At 65.9% G+C, this 19,537-nt stretch carries 6 protein-coding genes (1 of these 6 only partly in view); all 6 read left to right on the forward strand.

Features of this window, described 5'->3' with window-relative positions:
• Positions 1–13,702: the 3' portion of a non-ribosomal peptide synthase/polyketide synthase gene (locus tag LQG66_RS00445; RefSeq protein ID WP_231322179.1), read on the forward strand. The gene continues 2,717 nt to the left of window position 1, outside the view; the window shows 13,702 of its 16,419 coding nt (coding positions 2,718–16,419); the start codon falls outside the window, past its left edge; its stop codon occupies positions 13,700–13,702.
• Between the two features lie 7 nt (positions 13,703–13,709).
• Positions 13,710–14,693: an alpha/beta hydrolase gene (locus tag LQG66_RS00450; RefSeq protein WP_231322181.1), complete on the forward strand. Its 984-nt coding sequence runs from the start codon at positions 13,710–13,712 to the stop codon at positions 14,691–14,693.
• Entirely contained in the window at positions 14,690–16,423 is a 1,734-nt protein-coding gene (locus tag LQG66_RS00455) for a cyclic peptide export ABC transporter (protein ID WP_305879306.1), read from the forward strand. Before LQG66_RS00450 ends, LQG66_RS00455 begins: the two co-directional genes overlap by 4 nt.
• A gap of 129 nt (positions 16,424–16,552) precedes the next feature.
• Complete coding sequence (locus LQG66_RS00460) at positions 16,553–17,614, forward strand: GNAT family N-acetyltransferase (RefSeq protein ID WP_231322183.1); 1,062 nt, start codon at positions 16,553–16,555, stop codon at positions 17,612–17,614.
• A 20-nt stretch (positions 17,615–17,634) separates the two neighbouring features.
• Positions 17,635–18,960 carry a lysine N(6)-hydroxylase/L-ornithine N(5)-oxygenase family protein gene (locus tag LQG66_RS00465; protein WP_231322185.1) on the forward strand — a complete coding sequence of 442 codons (1,326 nt, stop codon included), beginning with the start codon at positions 17,635–17,637 and terminating at the stop codon, positions 18,958–18,960.
• A 210-nt stretch (positions 18,961–19,170) separates the two neighbouring features.
• Positions 19,171–19,515, forward strand: a complete 345-nt coding sequence (locus LQG66_RS00470; RefSeq protein ID WP_231322187.1) for a hypothetical protein — start codon at positions 19,171–19,173, stop codon at positions 19,513–19,515.
• Positions 19,516–19,537: the final 22 nt, after the last annotated feature.

Genomic DNA, 19,537 nt, shown 5'->3' on the forward strand with positions numbered 1-19,537 from the left:
CCGTTCCGATCATCAGCTCAAGATCCGCGGCTTCCGCATCGAGCCGGGCGAGGTCGAGGCGCGGCTGATGCAACAGGCCGGCGTCCAGTCGGCCGTGGTCGTCGCGCGCGAGATCGCGGGACGACAGCAGCTCATCGGCTATGTCTGTGGCAGGAGTGATCTCAATGAGACGGAGCTGCGGGCGGCACTGCTCGGGGAGCTGCCGGACTACATGGTCCCGGCGCGAATCGTGCCGCTGCCGCGGATGCCGCTCACGGTCCACGGCAAGGTCGATCGTGAAGCCCTGCCAATCCCCGAGCAATCTTCCGCAGAGACGGACTACGTCGGTCCGCAAACGCCGGCAGAATTGACGCTGGCGGTGATCTGGGCCGAGCTGCTTGGGCAGCCCCGTATCGGGCTGACCGACAACTTCTTCGAGCTGGGCGGAGATTCCATCATCTCGCTGCAGGTGGTCGGGCGCGCACGCCAGCGCGGCCTGTGGATCGAGCCGCGCGACCTGTTCCGGCATCAGACGCTCCAGGAGCTCGCGCGTATCGCGCGCTTCGAGCGTCCGGCGGATGCGTCGGCGGAGCCGACCGCACACGACCAAGGCCCGGTGCCATTGTTGCCGATCCAGCGTCGCTTCTTCGCTGAAGACGTAGGCGAGCGGCATCATTGGAACCAGGCCGTGCTGCTCGTGCCCGGCGCGCGGCTGGACTGGCGCGCGATGGCACGGGCCGTCACCGCCCTCGTGTCGCATCACGATGCGCTCCGGATGCAGTTCGTTGAGGTCGGTGGCGAGTGGCAGGCGCGAACTGGCGAAGCGCCGTCGACAGACGATCTGCTTTGGATCCGCGCCGTTGCCGGAACTGAGATCACGTCGGTTGCTGCTACGGCGCAGGCGAGCCTGTCGTTGCAGGGGCCGTTGCTCCGCCTCGTCGGAATGGACGTTGCTGACGGCAGCCAGCGGCTTCTGATCGTCGTGCACCATCTCGTCGTCGATGGCGTGTCCTGGCGTGTTTTGCTGGAGGACATCGGCTCGGCCTACGGCCAGGCCGTGCAGGGCGTCGCGGCGATTGCGCTTCCGTCCAAAAGTCAATCCGTTGCGTCGTGGGGCAAGCAGCTCGAAGCCTACGCTGCCAGCGCAGAACTGGCAGGGCAGCTCGATTACTGGCGGATGCGGACCGCAGCCCGCGATCTGCCGTGCGACGAGGCGCATGGTGAAATCGATCTTGTCGCCGATGGCGAAGAAATTGTCGTCGCCTTCGATGCAGATCTGACAACGCGGCTGCTCAAGGACGCGCCCGCGGCCTATCGCACGCAGGTCAATGATCTGCTGCTTGCCGCGCTGGCCCGTGCGGTCGGGCGCTGGAGCGGGCTCGATGATGTCCTCGTCGAGCTGGAGGGGCACGGCCGTGAAGATATCTTTGACGGTGTCGAGTTGTCGCGGACGGTCGGCTGGTTCACGACCGCGTTTCCGGTGCGCCTGTCCAACTGTTCGCGTGATGACGCCGCGCTGATCAAGTCGATCAAGGAGGAGCTGCGCGCCATCCCATCGCGCGGGCTCGGCTACGGCGTGCTGCGTCATTGCGGCAGCCCCGAGCAGCGCGAGGCGCTGGCAGGCGGCGCGGAGCCGCGGATCGTCTTCAACTATCTCGGCCAGTTCGGCTCCAGTCTCGGCTCCGATAGCGCCTTCGCCGTGGCGCCGGAAAGCGCCGGTCCGTCGCGCAGCGCCAACGCGCCGCTCGGCCGCTGGCTCAGCATCAACGGCCAGGTGCTGGACCACCAATTGCGACTGACGTTCAGCTTCGGCCGCCGCCGCTATCGCCGCGCCACGGTCGAGCGGCTCGTGGCCGGCTATTCGGCGGCCTTGCGCGAACTGGTCACGCATTGCACGAGCGGTGTGTACGGCATCACGCCGTCCGACGTGCCGCTGGCGCGGCTGAGCCAGCCTGAGCTCGACCTGCTGGGATCGACGCTCGACTGGCGCGAGATCGAAGACGTCTATCCGCTGTCGCCGATGCAGCAGGGCATGCTGTTCCACGCGCTCCGCGATGCTGAAAGCAGCAGCTATGTCAGCCAGATCGCCGTCGATATCAGCGGTGTCGATGCGGCGCGGTTGCGGGCGGCGTGGCAGGCGGTGACTGCGCGCCACGCCGTGCTGCGGACTGCGTTCGTATGGCGCGAATTGTCGAACGCGCCGCAGCAGGTGGTCTATCGGCACGTGCCGGTCCCCTTCGTCGAGGAGGATTGGCGCGACCGGGCCGCGTCGATGGATGAGGCCGCACGCGATGCCGCGCTGGCCGATGCGGCGCGCGCCGAATGGCAGGCCGGTTTCGATCTGTCACGGCCGCCGCTGCAGCGGGTTCGTCTCCTCGATCTCGGCGGCGGTGTTCTCCGACTGATCTGGACGCATCATCACATCCTGCTCGACGGCTGGAGCGCGGCGCGGCTCATCGCCGATATCATGCACCATGTGCGCGGTGGATCGCTGGCTGCTCCGCGGGGCAGGTACCGCGACTACATCGACTGGTTGCTGCGCCAGGACCGCGAGGCTTCGAGCGTGTTCTGGTCGAGCCAGCTCGCGGCGCTCACTGAGCCGAGCCTGCTCGCCGATGCGCTCGGCGGGCCGGCGGAGCCTGCGGCGGGCCATGGCTCGATTGACCTCATCATCGATCCGCCGCAGGCCGAGCGGCTGCAAGCCGCGGCGCGGCGTGAGCGGGTGACCTTGAACACGGTGCTGCAGGGCGCATGGGCGCAGCTGCTGCGGCGGCTGATTGGCCAGCAGGCCGTCTGCTTCGGCGCCACCATCTCAGGTCGTCCGCCCGAAATCGCCGGCGTCGAGGACATGGTCGGGTTGTTCATCAACACCCTGCCGGTTCTCGACGACGCGAGCCCTCAGACGTTGGTCGGCGATTGGCTGCGCGGCCTGCAGGACCGCAACGTCGACCTGCGTGAGCATGGCTGGATGCCGCTCTACGAGATCCAGCGCCTCGCCGGCCGCGCCGGTCGTCCACTGTTCGATACCATCTTCGTGTTCGAGAACTATCCGATCGACGATGCGCTGCGCGACCAGGCGGGCGAGGGTCCGCGCACAGGCCGCGCCGAGCAGATTTCGATCACGAACTATGCGCTCACCGTGGCCGTCTTCGTCACGGAGTCCGGTATCAGGCTTGGCTTCCGCTACGATCGCAACCGGTTCGATCAGGCGCAGATCGAGCGCATCCAGGCCGCTTTCTCTTGCCTGCTCGACCGTATTGCCAGCGAAAATGGCCGGCCGCTCGCGGAACTGCATGGGCTTGACGATGTCACGGCGCGACGGGTGCTGGGTTGGAGCTCGGGTACCGCCGCGCAGACGGCGAATGAGGATTTCATCGATGTCGTGACGCGGATCGAGCAGCAGGTCGCGATGTCGCCGGCCGCGACTGCCTTGATCTGCGAGGATGATCGGATCAGTTACGTCGAGCTCAATGAGCGTGTGAATCGCCTGGCTCGGCAGATTCGTGAGCGTGGTGTCGGTCTGGATGCCCCCGTGGGGCTCGCGTTCGAGCGTAGCATCGATCTGGTTGTGGCGGTCATCGCGGTGTTGAAGGCCGGCGCGGGCTATCTGCCGCTCGATCCCGACTATCCGGGCCAACGGCTCGCGGCGATGTTGCGCGACAGCGGCGCACGTCTGGTGCTGACACAGGCTCGGCTGCGCGACCAGCTCACGGCGATCGCCGCGGAAGCCGACGCCGGGCTGATCGTGGTCGACCCGGCTGGTGATGATCTGATGTGGACCGACAGCGACAGCTCCGACCTGCGCGTTCCCGTGCATGCCGGCAGCCTCGCTTATGTGATCTATACGTCGGGCTCCACCGGAGAGCCCAAGGGCGTCGCCTGCACGCGTGGTGCTCTGGCGGCGCGGCTGTCGTGGATGCAGGCCGAATATGGGCTCGAGCCGGACGAGACGCTGCTGCAGAAGACGCCGTTCAGCTTCGACGTCGCGGTCTGGGAGATCCTGTGGCCGCTCACGATGGGTGCGCGGCTTGCGATCGCACCGCCCGGTGCTCATCGCGAGCCCAGGCGATTGATCGATGCGGTCACCGCTCACGGCGTGACCACACTGCATTTCGTGCCGCAGATGCTCGCGCAATTCATCGCCGAGCCGGAGGCCGGACGATGTGTGACCCTGAAGCGGCTTTTCTCCGGTGGTGAGGCGTTGCCGGTCCAGCTGATGGAGCAGGTCTACGCGCTGTTCCCGACGATTCGGTTCGACAATCGCTACGGGCCGACCGAGGCGCTGATCAATGCCAGCTTCTGGAACTGCCGCGAACCGAGCGGGACGCGCGTGCCGATCGGATATCCGATTCCGGGGACCGTGCTGCGCATTCTCGATGGCGATCTCAATCTGGTGGCCGAAGGAACGACCGGCGAGCTCTACATCGGCGGCAACGCCCTCGCGCGCGGCTACCTCGGTCGCGCTGCACTGACGGCCGAGCGCTTCATCGCCGATCCCTTTGGGTCGCCCGGCGCGAGGCTCTATCGCAGCGGTGATCTGGCGCGGTGGCGCGGCGATGGTGCGATCGACTATGTCGGCCGCACGGACCATCAGGTGAAGGTCCGCGGCTTCCGCATCGAGCTCGGCGAGATCGAGGCGCGATTGCTGCAGCAGCCGGCGGTCAGGTCCGCCGTCGTGATCGCGCGCGAATTCGGCGCGGGGCGACAACTCGTCGGCTATGTCAGCGGTGACGGCACGCTCGACGGCACAACGCTCCGCGACGCCTTGTTAGACCTTCTGCCGGACTACATGGTGCCATCGCGGATCGTGGTGCTCGCAAGTATGCCGCTGATGGTGAACGGCAAGGTCGACCGCAATGCGCTGCCCGCGCCGGAGGTCTCCGATGTCGCGAGGCGGATCGCGCCGCGGACGCCGAATGAAGTCGCCCTGGCAGCGATCTGGGCGGAGCTGTTGCGCCAGGCGGATGTGGGCATCACCGACAATTTTTTCGAGCTCGGCGGCGACTCCATCATCTCGCTGCAGATGGTCAGTCGCGCGCGTCGTGCCGGCCTCGTGATCGAGCCGCGTGATGTCTTCAAGCACCAGACGTTGGAAGCCCTGGCGCGCGAGGCGCAGCCCGTGACGCGGCTGGAGACGACGGCGGAGCAGGGGGTGGTCGCCGGACCGCATTCATTGCTGCCGATCCAGCGCAGGTTCTTCGAGCAGCAGCTGGAATCGCCCGACCATTGGAATCAGGCCTTGCTGCTGAAGCCCCGGCAGCGCCTCGACTGGGATGCGCTGCATCGCGCGGTGGCGGCCGTGGCCTCTCATCATGATGCGCTGAGACTGCGCTTCGCGCCGGTCGACGGCGTTTGGCACGCCGAGCACGCGCCGGGACCGGCGGTCTCAGATCTGTTCCAGAGATGCGAGATTGCCGATGGTGACGCGGTGAGCGCGCTCGCCGCCGGGGTCCAGGCGAGCCTCTCGCTCGCTCGGGGGCCGCTTGTGCGCGTCGTCGGGATGGATCTGCCGGACGGCGAACAACGGCTCCTGATCGTGATCCATCATCTCGTGGTCGACGGCGTGTCCTGGCGTGTGCTGCTGGAGGATCTCGCGACCGCTTACGCGCAGCTCGTGCGCGGAGACGCGGCGGTGACGCTGCCGCCGAAGACGCATGCCTACGCGCAGTGGGGGGCAATGCTTCAGGCGTATGCACGCTCCGACGAGCTGGCTGCAGAGCTGGACCATTGGTCGGCGATACGGCGGGAGGACGATCTGCCGTGCGACGACGATCACGCAGGTCGCGATACGATCGCCGACGCGGACGAAGTGCCGTTGGCTGTCAGTGCAGAGCTGACTGCTCGCCTGCTGGGGACAGCCCCTGCGGCTTATCGAACCCAGGTCAATGACCTCCTGCTTGCGACGCTGGCACGGGCGCTGTGGCAATGGTCGGGCCGGGAGAATGTGGCGATCGAGCTCGAAGGCCATGGCCGCGAGGATCTCGGCGGCGGGCTCGACCTGTCGCGCACCGTTGGCTGGTTCACGACGGCGTTTCCCGTGAATCTCGTCGGTGGAGCACAGGACCCGGCTGCGCTGATCAAGGCGACGAAGGAGATGCTCCGGTCCGTTCCGCATCGGGGTCTCGGCTACGGCATCCTGCGCTATCTCGGCTCCGATGCCCAGCGGGCTGCGCTCGCAGCCGGCGCCGGGCCGCGGGTCGGATTCAACTATCTCGGCCAGATCGATGACAGCGCCGGCGAGGCTGCGTTGTTTGCTATCGCGGACGAGAGCGCCGGTCCGTCACGTGCCGCGTCGAGTCCGTTGCGGCACCACCTCGCCATCAATGCGCGGGTACAGGGCGGCTGCCTGCAGCTGTCGTTCGGGTTCAGCAGGAAGCGCTATCGAACCGCCACGGTCGCACGTCTGGCGGACCATTTCGCAGCGGCGCTCCGTGAGCTGGTCGATCACTGCACCGGTGACGCCTGTGGGCTGACGCCGTCCGATGTCGCGCTGTCGCAGCTTACCCAGGCCGAGCTCGATGCGCTCGCGCTGGACTGGCGTAAGGTCGAGGACATCTATCCGTTGTCGCCGATGCAGCAGGGCATGCTGTTCCATGCGCTGCACGATGACGGCACAGGGGTCTACGTCAACCAGCTCACCGCCGAGATCCGCGGCCTTGATTCGGCCAGGTTGCGAGCTGCCTGGCAGGCGGTCACCGATCGCCATGCGGTGCTGCGCACGGGCTTCCTCTGGCGCGAACTGTCAGGACCGCCGCAGCAGGTCGTCTATCGTCACGCGGAGACGCGCTTTACCGAGGAAGACTGGCGTGCGCGCGCAGCCGGGCTCGCGCCCGCAGCGCTGGACGATGCGCTGAATGCTGTCGCGCAGCGCGAGCGCGCGGAAGGTTTCGATCTGTCGCGTCCACCGTTGCAGCGCGTCCGCCTGATCAGGCTCGATGATGACAGCCATTGGCTGATCTGGACCCATCATCACATCCTGATGGACGGCTGGAGCTCGGCCAGGTTCATGGCCGAGGTGATGCGGCTGCTGGAGCACGACTCCTTGCCGAGCCAGTCGCTGCGCTATCGCGATTACATCGCCTGGCTTCGTACCAGGGATCACGATGCTGCATCGGAGTTCTGGCGCGCAGCCTTGGCGGAGCTCGATGAGCCGAGCCTGCTGGCGCAGGCCGGCGCTGACGACACGATCGGCCACGGCTCTCTCACAATGGCGGTCGATGGAGATCTCAGCGAACGGCTGCAACAATTGGCGGCCCGCGAGCGGGTGACCCTGAACACGGTCGTTCAAGCTGCGTGGGCGCAATTGCTGCGCCGATACACCGGCCAGGACACGGTCTGCTTCGGTGTGACGGTTTCCGATCGGCCTGCCGGCCTCGCCGGGGCCGAAGAGATGGTGGGTCTCTTCATCAATACCTTGCCGGTGGTCGATCGCGTACATCCGCAATGGAGCGTGGGCGCCTGGCTGCGGGACCTGCAGGATCGCAATCTCGCCCTGCGAGATCATGGCTGGATGCCGCTCGCGGAGATCCAGCGCCTGGCCGGCCGGGCTGGACGGCCGCTGTTCGATAGCATCCTGGTGTTCGAGAACTATCCGGTCGACCAGGCCCTGAAGACGAAAGGTGGGCGGCTCAGCGCCAGCAGGACGAAGATCCTGGAGACCAGCAACTACCCGCTGTTCGTCAGCGTCGGTCTCGACGGTGAACTGCGGCTCGTCTTCAATTTCCAGCGGCGCTATTTTGACGAAAGTCAGATCCACCGGCTTCAGGTCGCTTTCGTTCAGTTGCTCGCGGCCGTCAGCCAGGATGCGGAGAAGGCGGTCGGATGTATCGCTGCGTGTGCTCCAGGTGACCTGGAGACGCTTGCGCGCGTCAACGACACGGTCAGAGCGACGACATCAGCCAGTCTTGTCACCCAGTTCGAGGCGCAGGCAGCACATATGCCTGATACTATCGCTGTCGTGCATGACGAGGAGACGATCAGCTATGGCGCACTGAATGCGCGGGCGAATCGGCTGGCGCGGCGGCTGAGGGAGGGCGGTGTCGGCCCCGACGTCGTGGTCGGGCTGGCGCTGGAGCGCGGCGTCACGATGATGGTGGCGCTGCTCGCGGTGCTGAAGGCGGGCGGAGCCTATCTGCCGCTCGATCCGGACTATCCCGCGGAGCGGCTCGCCCACATGTTGAGCGACAGCGGCGCCAAGCTGCTGCTGACGCAGGAGACACTGCACGAGCGTTTTGTACCTGTGCTGGAACGTAGCGGCGCCGAGGCCTGGCTGCTCGATACGATGCCGGGAGGAGCCACCGGCGATGCCGGCAATCTCGACGTCGCCGTCGATCCGGAGAACCTCGCCTACGTCATCTACACCTCCGGCTCGACTGGGCTGCCGAAGGGCGTGATGGTGCGCCATGGCGCGGTGACGAACTTCCTGGCGACGATGGCTGAGCAGCCGGGCATTGTTCGTGAGGATCGTGTGCTCGGGCTTACCTCGCTGTCGTTCGACATCGCGGTGCTGGAGCTGTGGCTGCCGCTGACCCACGGCGCACGCGTGGTGCTGGCCGATCGCGCCGCGGCACATGATCCGGCCAGGCTGAAGGCGCTCGTGGCCCGGCATGGCGTGACCATGATCCAGGCGACGCCGTCAAGCTGGCGCATGCTGCTCGATCACGAGGGGAGGGACGCGTGGCTGCCGAACGGGTGCCGCGTGCTGAGTGGCGGCGAAGCGCTGGCGCCTGATCTGGCGCTGCGGCTGACCGCGTTGAGCCGCGAGGTCTGGAATCTGTATGGGCCGACCGAGACCACGGTATGGTCGGCCCGCTATCGGCTCGATGCTGAGCATCCTTCGCCGATGCTCGGTGGTCCGATCGGCAACACCACGCTGTACGTGCTCGACGATGATCTCAACCTCGCGCCGGTCGGCGTGGCCGGGGAGCTGTTCATCGGCGGCGAAGGGCTGGCCCGCGGCTATTGGAATCGTGCTGGGCTGAGCGCGGAGCGCTCCATTCCGGATCCGTTCGGCAACTCCGGTGCGCGGCTGTATCGTACGGGCGACCTTGCGCGCTGGCGGTCCGATGGCGTGCTCGACCATGTCGGCCGTGCCGATCATCAGGTGAAGATCCGCGGCCATCGCATCGAGCTCGGCGAGATCGAGGCGCGGCTGCGGGCACAGCCTGGCGTGCGCGACAGCGTCGTGGTGGCGCAGGAGCTGGGCGGCAGCCGGCAACTGGTCGGCTACGTCAGCGGCGATGAGGCGCTCGATGGCGCGGACTTGCGCACGGCGCTCGTGTCGGTGCTGCCGGACTACATGGTGCCGTCGCGGGTGATGGTGCTGCCAAAACTGCCGCTGACCCCGAACGGCAAGGTCGACCGCAAGGCGCTGCCGCCGCCTGATGCGCGCCCGACCGAGGCGCAACGTGTCGCGCCGCGCAACCCGACCGAGGCCGCGCTCGCCGCGATCTGGGCCGAGCTGCTGCACCATCCGGATGTCGGCGTCACCGACAATTTCTTCGAGCTCGGCGGCGATTCCATCATCTCGCTGCAGATGATCAGTCGCGCGCGTCGCGCCGGTCTCGCGCTGGAGCCAAGGGACGTGTTCCGGCACCAGACGATCGAGCTGCTCGCGCCAGCCTGCCGCGCGATAGAGGACGTTCAGCCGACACCTGTCCTCGCACGTGGTGCGCTATCTGGTCTGGCGGACGCGGAGCTCGAGCGGCTCGGTCTCGACTGGGACCGCATCGAGGACATCTACCCGCTGTCGCCGATGCAGCAGGGCATGCTGTTCCACAGCCTGCGCGATGCCGGCAGCGGCGTCTACGTCAACCAGGTCAGCGTCGAAATCCGCGGTCTGGATGTCGGGCGCCTGCGCACGGCGTGGCAGGAGGTGTCCGCACGCCATCCGATGCTGCGCACCGGCTTTCTCTGGCGTGAGCCGTCGGGCTCACCGCTGCAGGCTGTCTATCATCATGCGACAGTGCCGTTCGAAATGGAGGACTGGCGTGGGCAGGTCATCGACGAGAACAGGCTCTCGGCGGCACTGGCTGCGGAGCGTGACGCCGAGTTCGATCTCGCGCGGCCGCCGCTGCAGCGCGTGCGCCTGCTGCGCGTGGAGGACGATTGCCACCGCCTGATCTGGACCTATCACCACATCCTGATGGACGGTTGGGGCTCGGCCCGCTTCATCGGCGAAATCCTGCAGCGCTATGCCGGACGCACGCTCGCGCCCAATCCGACGCATTACCGCGATTACGTCGCCTGGCTTCTGGCCCAGGATGCGCAGACCGCCGAGCGCTTCTGGCGCGGACAGCTGGTCGCCTTCGATCAGCCGACGCAACTGGCTGACGCGTTCGGCGCGCGTCGCCACGATGCACAGGGGCATCGGCGCTGCCACACGCGGCTCGGCGAGGACGCGACATCCGCCTTGAAGGTGTTTGCCCGCCGCGAGCGCATCACGCTGAACACTCTCATCCAGGGCGTCTGGGCGCTGCTGCTGCAGCGCTACACCGGCCGGGAGACCGTCACGTTCGGCGCTACGGTAGCCGGCCGTCCGGCGGGCCTCGACGGAGCCGAGCAGATGGTCGGCCTCTTCATCAACACGCTGCCGATCATCGAGACACCTTCACCAGACTGCAAGATCGGCGATTGGCTGCGCGCGATGCAGACCCGCAACGTCGCGATCCGCAACTATGAACATACGCCGCTCTACGAGATTCAGGGCTGGGCCGGTCGCAGCGGCGAATCCATGTTCGACAGCATCATCGTGTTCGAGAACTATCCGATCGAACGCGGCCTGCTGCAGGGCGACGGCTCGCTCCGGTTCGGCGGCCTGCGCAACGTCGACGTGACCAACTATCCGATGGATCTGTCGGTCATGGTCGAGGACGCGCTGCAGGTCGAGTTCACGTACATGCCGAGCCATTTCACGTCCCATGAGGCCGAGCAGATCAGGGCGCAGTTCGAACGTCTGTTGACGGTTGTGACGCGGGATTCCGAGGTCAGGCTGGGCGCGATCGATGCGGCCACCGTCCAGGATACGGAGCGTGCGCTCATCTGTAACAGCCATGCGACGCCTGCGGCATCGCTTCCGCTTGTGCATGAGGCGATCAGCAGGCAGGCGCGCACCACTCCCGAGCGGACCGCGCTGACGATCGGGGACAGGAGCCTGTCCTACGGTGCGCTCGATTGTCGCGCCAATCGCCTCGCGCATCACCTGATGACGCTGGGCGTCAAGCCGGACCAGCGCGTCGGCGTCGTCGTTGCGCGCACGGAAGCGACGATGGTGGCGCTGCTGGCTGTGCTGAAGGCGGGCGGAGCCTATGTTCCGCTCGATCCCGAGCTGCCGCCGGAACGGATCTCGCACGTGATGCGCGATTCCGGCATGATACTCCTGCTGTCCGGCTTACGTGACATCGCCGCGCCCGATGGCGTCCAACGCGTCGATCTCAATGCATTCGACTTCGATGCGGGTTCGGGCGACGCTCCGCCGCTGCGTCTGCATCCGGAGAACCTTGCCTATGTGATCTACACGTCGGGCTCGACCGGACGGCCGAAGGGGGTGGCAGTTGCGCATGGGCCTCTCGCCATGCACTGCCGCGCGACTGCGGCTCTCTACGAGATCGATGAGGACTCCTGCGAGCTGCATTTCCTGTCGCTCGCTTTCGATGGCGCCCATGAGCGGTGGCTGACGGTACTCTCGCTGGGCGCACGGCTCGTCATGCGTGATGCAGAACTATGGACTCCGGAGCAGACGGTGGAGATGCTGCGGGCGCAACGGGTCACGCATATAGGCCTGCCGCCGGCCTATCTGCAGCAGGTTGCAGAGTGGGTGGAGCAGACCGGCAATCCGCCGCCGGTGAAGCTGTACTCGTTCGGCGGCGAGGCGATGCCCCGGGCCGGCTTTGACAAGGTGAAGCGGACGCTGAAGCCGCAGATCCTGATCAACGGATACGGCCCGACCGAGACGGTCGTGACGCCGCTTGTCTGGAAAGTCAACGACAGAGCTGAGTGCGACACGGCGTATGCGCCGATCGGCGTTCCCGTTGGCCGCCGCGCGGCCTATATCCTCGACGGTCACCTCAACGTCGTTCCCGCCGGGGCGGCGGGCGAGCTCTATATCGGCGGCTTCGGTCTCGCGCGGGGCTATCACGCCAAGCCTGGCATGACCGCGGAGCGCTTCGTTCCGGATCCATTTGCCTCCGATGCCGGCGCTCGCCTGTACCGAACCGGCGATCTGGCGCGATGGGACGCCGACGGCACCATCGAATATCTCGGGCGCAGCGACGATCAGGTCAAAGTCAGTGGCTTCCGGATCGAGCTCGGCGAAATCCAGTCGGCGTTGCTGTCGGAGCATGCGGTCGCGCAGGCTGCTGTGCTCGCCATGCCCGGCACCGGCGGCAACCAGCTCGTCGCCTATGTTGCGCCGAGGAACGCAAGCGACGCCGCGGGCTCCGCGTCGGAGCGGCTCTCCGCGAGCCTGACCGCTTCGCTGCGCCGAAGCCTGCCGGCCTACATGGTGCCCGCCCGACTGATCGTGCTCGACCGTCTGCCCACGCTGTCGAGCGGCAAGGTCGACCGCAAGGCGCTGCCGGCGCCCGACGTCGCTGCTGCGCGCGCGTTCGTCGCGCCGCAAAGCCCGGCGGAGGTCGTCATGGCCCGACTGTGGTCCGAGGTTCTCGGTGTTCCGCAGGTCGGCGTGACCGACAATTTCTTCGAGCTCGGCGGCAATTCGATCCTGAGCCTGAAGGTCATAGCGCGGCTTCGCCGCGAGCCGATCATTGGCGGCGAGATCAAGCTGCGCGATCTGCTGCAGAGGCCGACCATCCGGTCCCTGATCGGTGCGCCGGAGAGCGGAGCGTCGATACCGTCGGCGCTGCTGCCGTTGAGCGCACCAGTGCCGGGCGAGCCGCCCTTGTTCTGCCTGCATGGCGGCTTCGGTACCGTGTTCGACTATGCGCCGCTGGCGCGCCGCCTGGAGGGGCGGCGCCAACTGCTCGGCCTGCAATGCCGGACATTGATCGCGACGTCGTTTGCCGATCAGTCGCTGGCCGCGATGGCGGCGGACTATGCCGATGAGATCGTGCGGGCGCAGGGCAGGGGACCCTACCATCTGATCGGCTGGTCGCTCGGCGGGCTGGTCGCATGCCTGGTGGCGGCCGAACTGGAACGACGCGGCGAACTGGTCGAACGCCTTGCGTTGATCGACAGCTTCGTCCCGCCCCCGGATCGCGGTGAGCAACGATCAGCCGAGCGGCATTGGACCGACGAACTGCTCGGGTTGCTGTCCGCCGCGGTACCGGGCGTGCAGCTGTCGGGGATCATGTCGCAGGTGGCGGCAATCCGCTCCGCCGACGAGCCGGCCACGGACGAGGCGATCCGCCGCTTGGTCGTGGATGCGATCGGCACGGCGCCAACGCAATCGCGCGACCGCGTTCTCGGCGTCGACGATGTCATCGGCGCATTCAGGGTCGGACGGCACCTCGGACGACTGGCGCGGGATGCGGACTGGCCTGCGGAGCTCGTTGCCGCTCCGGGCTGCTGGTGGACGTCGGGCCGGCTGCGGCAGCGCGATTGGCTCGAGGCTCGGCTGCCGAACGCAGCAGACCAGGGCGTGGTCGGCGACGATCACTTCTCGATCCTGAGCAGCGAGGCCTTCCTCTCGGCCATCTGCTCGTGGCTGGAGCCGCGCGCATCAGCGCAGATGACGCAAGTCCTGCAGCCCGAACCGGCAGAATGAGGTGATCATGAGTCTTCATCCCGACATCGCGGCGCTGCTCGAGATGATCCAACTGGGAACGGAGTCCGGGGTGCGGATTCCGTTCGCCCAACTCACGCCGGCGCAGGCGCGCGCCGATTTCGACGCGTCGTCGCCGTTGCTGGATGTCGATCCGCCGCCGCTCCCGTACGAGACGCAGCTGGCTCTGCCGATGCGCGACGGAACGGACATTGCTGCCCGTCTCTATGCAGGACGGATGCCGGACTGTGCCCATCCGCTGCCCGTGCTTCTCTACATGCATGGTGGCGGCTTCGTTGTCGGCAGCCTCGAGTCGCATCAGCCGCTGTGTCGCGGCCTTGCGATCGACAGTGGGGCGGCGGTGTTGTCGATCGGTTACCGGCTCGCGCCGGAGCATCGGTTTCCGACAGCCTTCGAGGATTGCATGGATGCGCTCGCCTGGATCGGGCGCGAGGGCCCCGCCGTTGGCCTGGACCCGCGGCGTGTCGCCGTTGGAGGCGACAGCGCCGGCGGCACGCTGGCTGCGGCGCTGGCCATTGCCGCCCGCGACGATCAGGCCTTGCCGCAGCCTCTGCTTCAGGTGCTCGCCTATCCCGGCCTCAGCTCGCAGCAGATCTCGGAGTCCTACGCCAAATATGGTTCGGGCTTTCTCCTCGAGCGCGAGACCGTGGACTGGTTCTTCAACCACTACCTGCGCCGGGATGCCGATCGCCACGACTGGCGGTTTGCGCCGCTCGCGGCACCCGACCTGACCGGCGTGGCGCCGGCGCTGATGGTGCTGCCCGAGTTCGATCCGCTGGTCGAGGAGGGACGGGACTATGCCGCGAGGCTGCGTGCCGCCGGCACCGTGGTCGATCTCAAGGTCTATCCCGGCATGATCCACGAGTTCCTGCGCATGGGCAATGTCGTGCCGGACGCTCTGCATGCGCGCGCCGAGATCGGCGCCAAACTCGCCGCTGTCTTCGCCACCCAAATTGGAGCAGGCCACCGATGATGACGTCGTCCAATCCCGGGATCGCATACGTCGGCAGCCTGCTACGGCCGTATTGGATGCTGGTTCTCGGAGGAATCCTGCTTGGCCTGGTCGGCGGAGCCAGCGTCGCGGGCCTGCTCGCCGTGGTGAACAAGGGCCTCTACGCAGGCTCCGGCGATGTCGGTGGCCTGGTCGCTTCGTTCGCCGGGCTCTGCGTCCTGATCGTGCTCGGGTCGGTCGGCTCGGACATCAGCGCCAATGTCGTCGGACAACGGATCATCGCGTCGCTTCGCAAGTCGCTGGCCGCCAAGATCCTGATGGCCCCGATCGACCAGCTGGAATCCTATCGGGCTCACCGCCTCATTCCGGTTCTGACGAAGGACGTCGACGCGATCAGCGATTTCGCCTTCTTCTTTCCGGCGTTCCTGGTCTCGGGTGTCATCGTCGTCGGCTGCCTGATCTACCTGGCGGTGCTGTCATGGCCGCTCTTTCTCGTCACGGCGGCGTTGATCGCGCTCGGATCGTTCGCACACGTCCTGGCAAGGCGCCGCGGGATGACCGGCTTCCATCTCGCCCGTCAACACGAAGACGATCTGCAGAAGCACTACCGGACGATCGCGGAAGGCGCCAAGGAGCTGCGCCTCCACCGGCCGCGGCGGCGTTACGTCCATGTCGATCTGATCCAGGAGACCGTGGACAGGATCAGCGACGTCCAGATCAAGGCGATCAATCTCCTCGTCACGGCCCGGGCGCTCGGGACGGTCATGCTGTTCCTGGTGATCGGGACCGCGCTCGTGCTGCGCCCGCTGCTGTGGCCGGAAGGTCCGGCATCGGTCTCCAGCGGCTTCGTCCTGGTGTTGCTGTTCATGCGCGGACCGATCGATCAGCTCATCGGCATGCTGCCGTCGCTCGGTCGCGCCCAGGTCGCGATGCGGCGGATAGCCGAACTGTCGGACCGCTTCGCGACCGCAGAGACGGACCTGCTCGGCGATCCGGCCAACCAGGCTGCCGAACACGTCGAATCGATCGAGCTGCGCGGCGTCTCCTATGCATTCCAGGCGTCCGCCGCCGAAAAGCCCTTCGTGCTCGGGCCGATCGACCTCCGCATCCGGCGCGGCGAAATCGTCTTCATCGTCGGTGAGAACGGGAGCGGGAAGACGACGTTGATCAAGCTTCTGCTCGGGCTCTACGTGCCCGATCATGGTCTGCTGTTGCGCGACGGCGTTCCCGTCGTCAGCGAGACACGCGACGACTATCGGCAGCTCTTCACGACCGTGTTTTCGGATTACTACCTGTTCGATGCGCTGTTGCAGCAGGACGATCATAAGCGCGAGGTCGCGCAGCGCTACCTGAACCGGCTCGAACTCGCCCACAAGGTCTCCGTCGAGAACGGCGTATTCTCCACCACCGACCTGTCGACCGGGCAACGCAAACGCCTCGCCTTGATCAATGCCTGGATCGAAGGTCGTCCCGTGCTCGTGTTCGACGAATGGGCGGCCGATCAGGATCCGGCGTTCCGTCGCGTCTTCTATACGGAGTTGCTCGCCGATCTCAAACGTCTGGGCAAGACGATCATCGTGATCTCGCATGACGATCGCTACTTCCACTGCGCCGACCGGATCGTGCGGCTTCGCGATGGACGGATCGACGAGGATGAGTCGGACCAACAACGCAAGCCCGTGCGAGCGAAGCGCCCGCCGAAATCGTCACCGCAGGATAGAGCTGCGTCACACGAGGCATCGAAGGTGTGAGCCGCAGTTTGTACGTAATCCAGGCTCGGCGCGGCGGACTTTCTTGTTTTCGACGCGCTGGCCAAATTACTCCCTGAGCGGGAGAGAATAGCCATGACGCCCGTAGAGGTCATTGAAGGTGAGAGTCGCATGAACGCGAGCGCGAGGGTCATCGAAACAGCCGACGCGTTCCCCGTCGGGACTGATGTCGCGATGTCGGTCGTCCGCGTCAATGAAGGGCTTCGGGTGATCGCCGATGGCGCGGTGATGCTGTCGCTTGGGCTCGATGACGGTCGGAGGCGGCTGACCGTGCACGACGGCATCGATGATCCGCATCGGCTCTTGAGCGGAGTCTCGGCCGCTGCCGAAGCGCTGTTTGGTTGGAACCCTGCGCTCGACAGCATTGTCCTGGAGCTCGGCGAGACGCCGGCCGCCGCATCCGCATTGACGGGACACGGCCTTGCCGTGGTGACAGATGGCCAGTTGGTCCTGCTGCCGGAGATGGTGATGCAGCGGCGAGCGAACTGGCTGAAGGATGCGGCTCGCCCGGCGTGTCCGCCGTCCTACGTCATGACCGACGGCAAACGGCATCCGCGGCGTCCGCCGAAGCCCGTTGGCCGGGTCTATGCGCGCTTCATCCCTTGGCTGTCCGACGTCGTCAGTTTTCGTGTCGCAGACGTCGGGCGGGATCTGTCGCTGGTTCACCGGTGGCTCAACGATCCGCGCGTGGATGCGTTCTGGAACGAAGCGGGTGACCTCGACAAGCACCGGCAGTATCTGTCGCGGATCTTGTCAGACCCGCATATGCTGCCCTTGATCGGCTGTTTCGGCGAGCAGCCGTTCGGCTATTTTGAGCTCTACTGGGCCAAGGAAAACCGGATCGCGCCGTTTTACGACGCCGCGGATTATGATCGCGGCTGGCATGTAATCGTCGGCGAGGATGCCTATCGCGGCCGCGACTTCATCACGGCCTGGCTTCCGTCGCTCATGCACTACATGTTTATCGACGACTGCCGCACCGAGCGTATCGTCGGTGAGCCGGCCGCCGCGCATTCCCAGCAGCTGCGCAATCTCGAACTGTCGGGATTTTCCCGGATCAAGAATTTCAACTTTCCGCACAAGCGGGCAACCCTGGTCATGTTGCTTCGTGAACGTTTCTTCGGCGACCGGCTGTGGCAGCCGGCTGCGAAGAAGGCGATGACAGAGACCTAACGCAGACGGAGCATCACCTCATGTCGTATCATCCCGCCCCTGAATATGATGTCGTCGGCGTCGGCTTCGGGCCGTCAAATCTCGCGCTGGCGATCGCGCTCGACGATTGCGCAAGAAAGCAGCGCGTGAGCTGCCGCTCCGTGTTCGTGGAACGGCAGCCGAGCTTCAAGTGGCACGGCGGCATGCTGCTGCCCGGCAGCAACATGCAGATCTCGTTCCTCAAGGATCTCGTGTCGCTCCGCGACCCGACCAGTCCGTTCACGTTCATCAACTATCTGCACAAATCAGGCCGCCTGCTCGACTTCACCAATTGCAGGACGTTCTATCCGAGCCGGATCGAGTTCAACGACTATCTGCGCTGGGTGGCCGGCCAGTTCGAGTCGGTGGTCGAGTATGGAGAAACGGTCGTTGCCGTCGAGCCGGTGAGCGCCGGCCAGTCGGTGGTCGCGCTGCGCGTGCTCACGCAGACGGAGGGTGGGGAGGAGCGGTCGCGGATCGCGCGCAACCTCGTGGTCGCTGTGGGCGGCCTGCCGCATATCCCCGCGGTGTTTCGAGCCGTCGCGGGCGATCCGCGTGTGATGCACACGAGTGGGTATCTCGACTCGCCGGTCACTGCAGGATTTGGCGGCTGCGCGCCCCGTGTGGCAGTCATCGGCGGTGGTCAAAGTGCCGCGGAGGTGACGCTGGATCTCAGCGACCGGATTCCGGATTCCAACATCGATCTGATCTTCCGGGGACACGCGCTCAAGCCGTCCGACAGCAGCCCGTTCGTAAATGAGATCTTCAACCCGGAGTATACGGACTATTTCTATTCGCAGGCGGACGGGCAGCGCGAAGCGATCGTTCGCAGTTTCCGGAACACCAACTATGCGGTGGTCGATCCAGATCTGCTCGATCAGCTGTATCGGATGACGTATCAGCAGCGCGTCACTGGGGCGCGAAGGCTCGCGGTCCATCCGCGGAGCGAGATCGTCGCCGCCCACGCTCGACCGGAGGGCATCGTGCTCGAGCTCCTGAACAGAGATGAGGATGTACGTCATCGTGCGACCTATGACGCTATCGTGCTCGCCACCGGCTATGAGCGCTCTCCCGTGCCGGCGTTTCTCGATCCGATTCGTCGCTACATCGAGGGAGGGACGCTCGATCGGGATTATCGTCTCCAGACCAGTCCGGCCTTCCGTCCCCAGGTCCATCTGCAGGGCTGCGCCGAGACGTCTCATGGCCTGAGCGACACGCTGCTATCCGTGCTGCCGATACGGGCTCAGGAAATCACGACGTCCCTGGCTTCGACGAGGGCGAAGCAGTTCGACCCGGAGCAGCACCTCGTCGAGCGCGTGTATTTGTAACGAGGCAAAGCGGAAGGCCGATCGTGAATTTAGTCTACGTGCACGGTCGAGGAACATGAACGGCTTAGTCGACGAGGGTGCCTTCGTGAAGAGCATGATGCTGACAGAGGGTCTCGGTCGTCTGATCATTGGCGGTCGTCGTGATTGCGCATGCCGGAAAGCCGATGTTGTGGATCGGCCAGCAAGCACGACGGAGTTCGGGAATGGGAAATGGGTGAGCCGCATCTGCCTGACAAGGTGGTAGCTATATTGGTGTCGAGTGACTATGCGCGGTTGGTTGGCCGAACCATGTCGGAACGGCTCGATTACATTGTCGACATTGCATCGCTGCACACGCAGGATGAGTTGCTGCGGCGTCTCGATCTCGGTCGCGTTCTCGTGCGTCAGGTCGAGAAGTGGCTTGGATTTCATGGACGCCGTCTCCGGCGTCCGAATGAAAGCATCGACATCGCGATGTGCGGGTTGGAATTCCGTAAGCGGCGAATCCGCCGCTCGCGGCCTGGATCGAAGCGGCGCCGGCCGAATCCGAAGGTCGGTCCGAAGGAGTCGGGCTGATCATCCATCGGCGTCTGTGGAG

This window comes from Bradyrhizobium ontarionense (assembly GCF_021088345.1).
Classification (GTDB): Bacteria; Pseudomonadota; Alphaproteobacteria; order Rhizobiales; family Xanthobacteraceae; genus Bradyrhizobium; species Bradyrhizobium ontarionense.

What these genes read in the sequence shown, in the direction of transcription:
- LQG66_RS00450 (WP_231322181.1), top strand. Translation starts at nt 13,710, where the DNA reads ATGAGTCTTCATCCCGACATCGCGGCGCTGCTCGAGATGATCCAACTG.
- LQG66_RS00455 (WP_305879306.1), top strand. Translation starts at nt 14,690, where the DNA reads ATGATGACGTCGTCCAATCCCGGGATCGCATACGTCGGCAGCCTGCTA.
- LQG66_RS00460 (WP_231322183.1), top strand. Translation starts at nt 16,553, where the DNA reads ATGAACGCGAGCGCGAGGGTCATCGAAACAGCCGACGCGTTCCCCGTC.
- LQG66_RS00465 (WP_231322185.1), top strand. Translation starts at nt 17,635, where the DNA reads ATGTCGTATCATCCCGCCCCTGAATATGATGTCGTCGGCGTCGGCTTC.
- LQG66_RS00470 (WP_231322187.1), top strand. Translation starts at nt 19,171, where the DNA reads ATGGGTGAGCCGCATCTGCCTGACAAGGTGGTAGCTATATTGGTGTCG.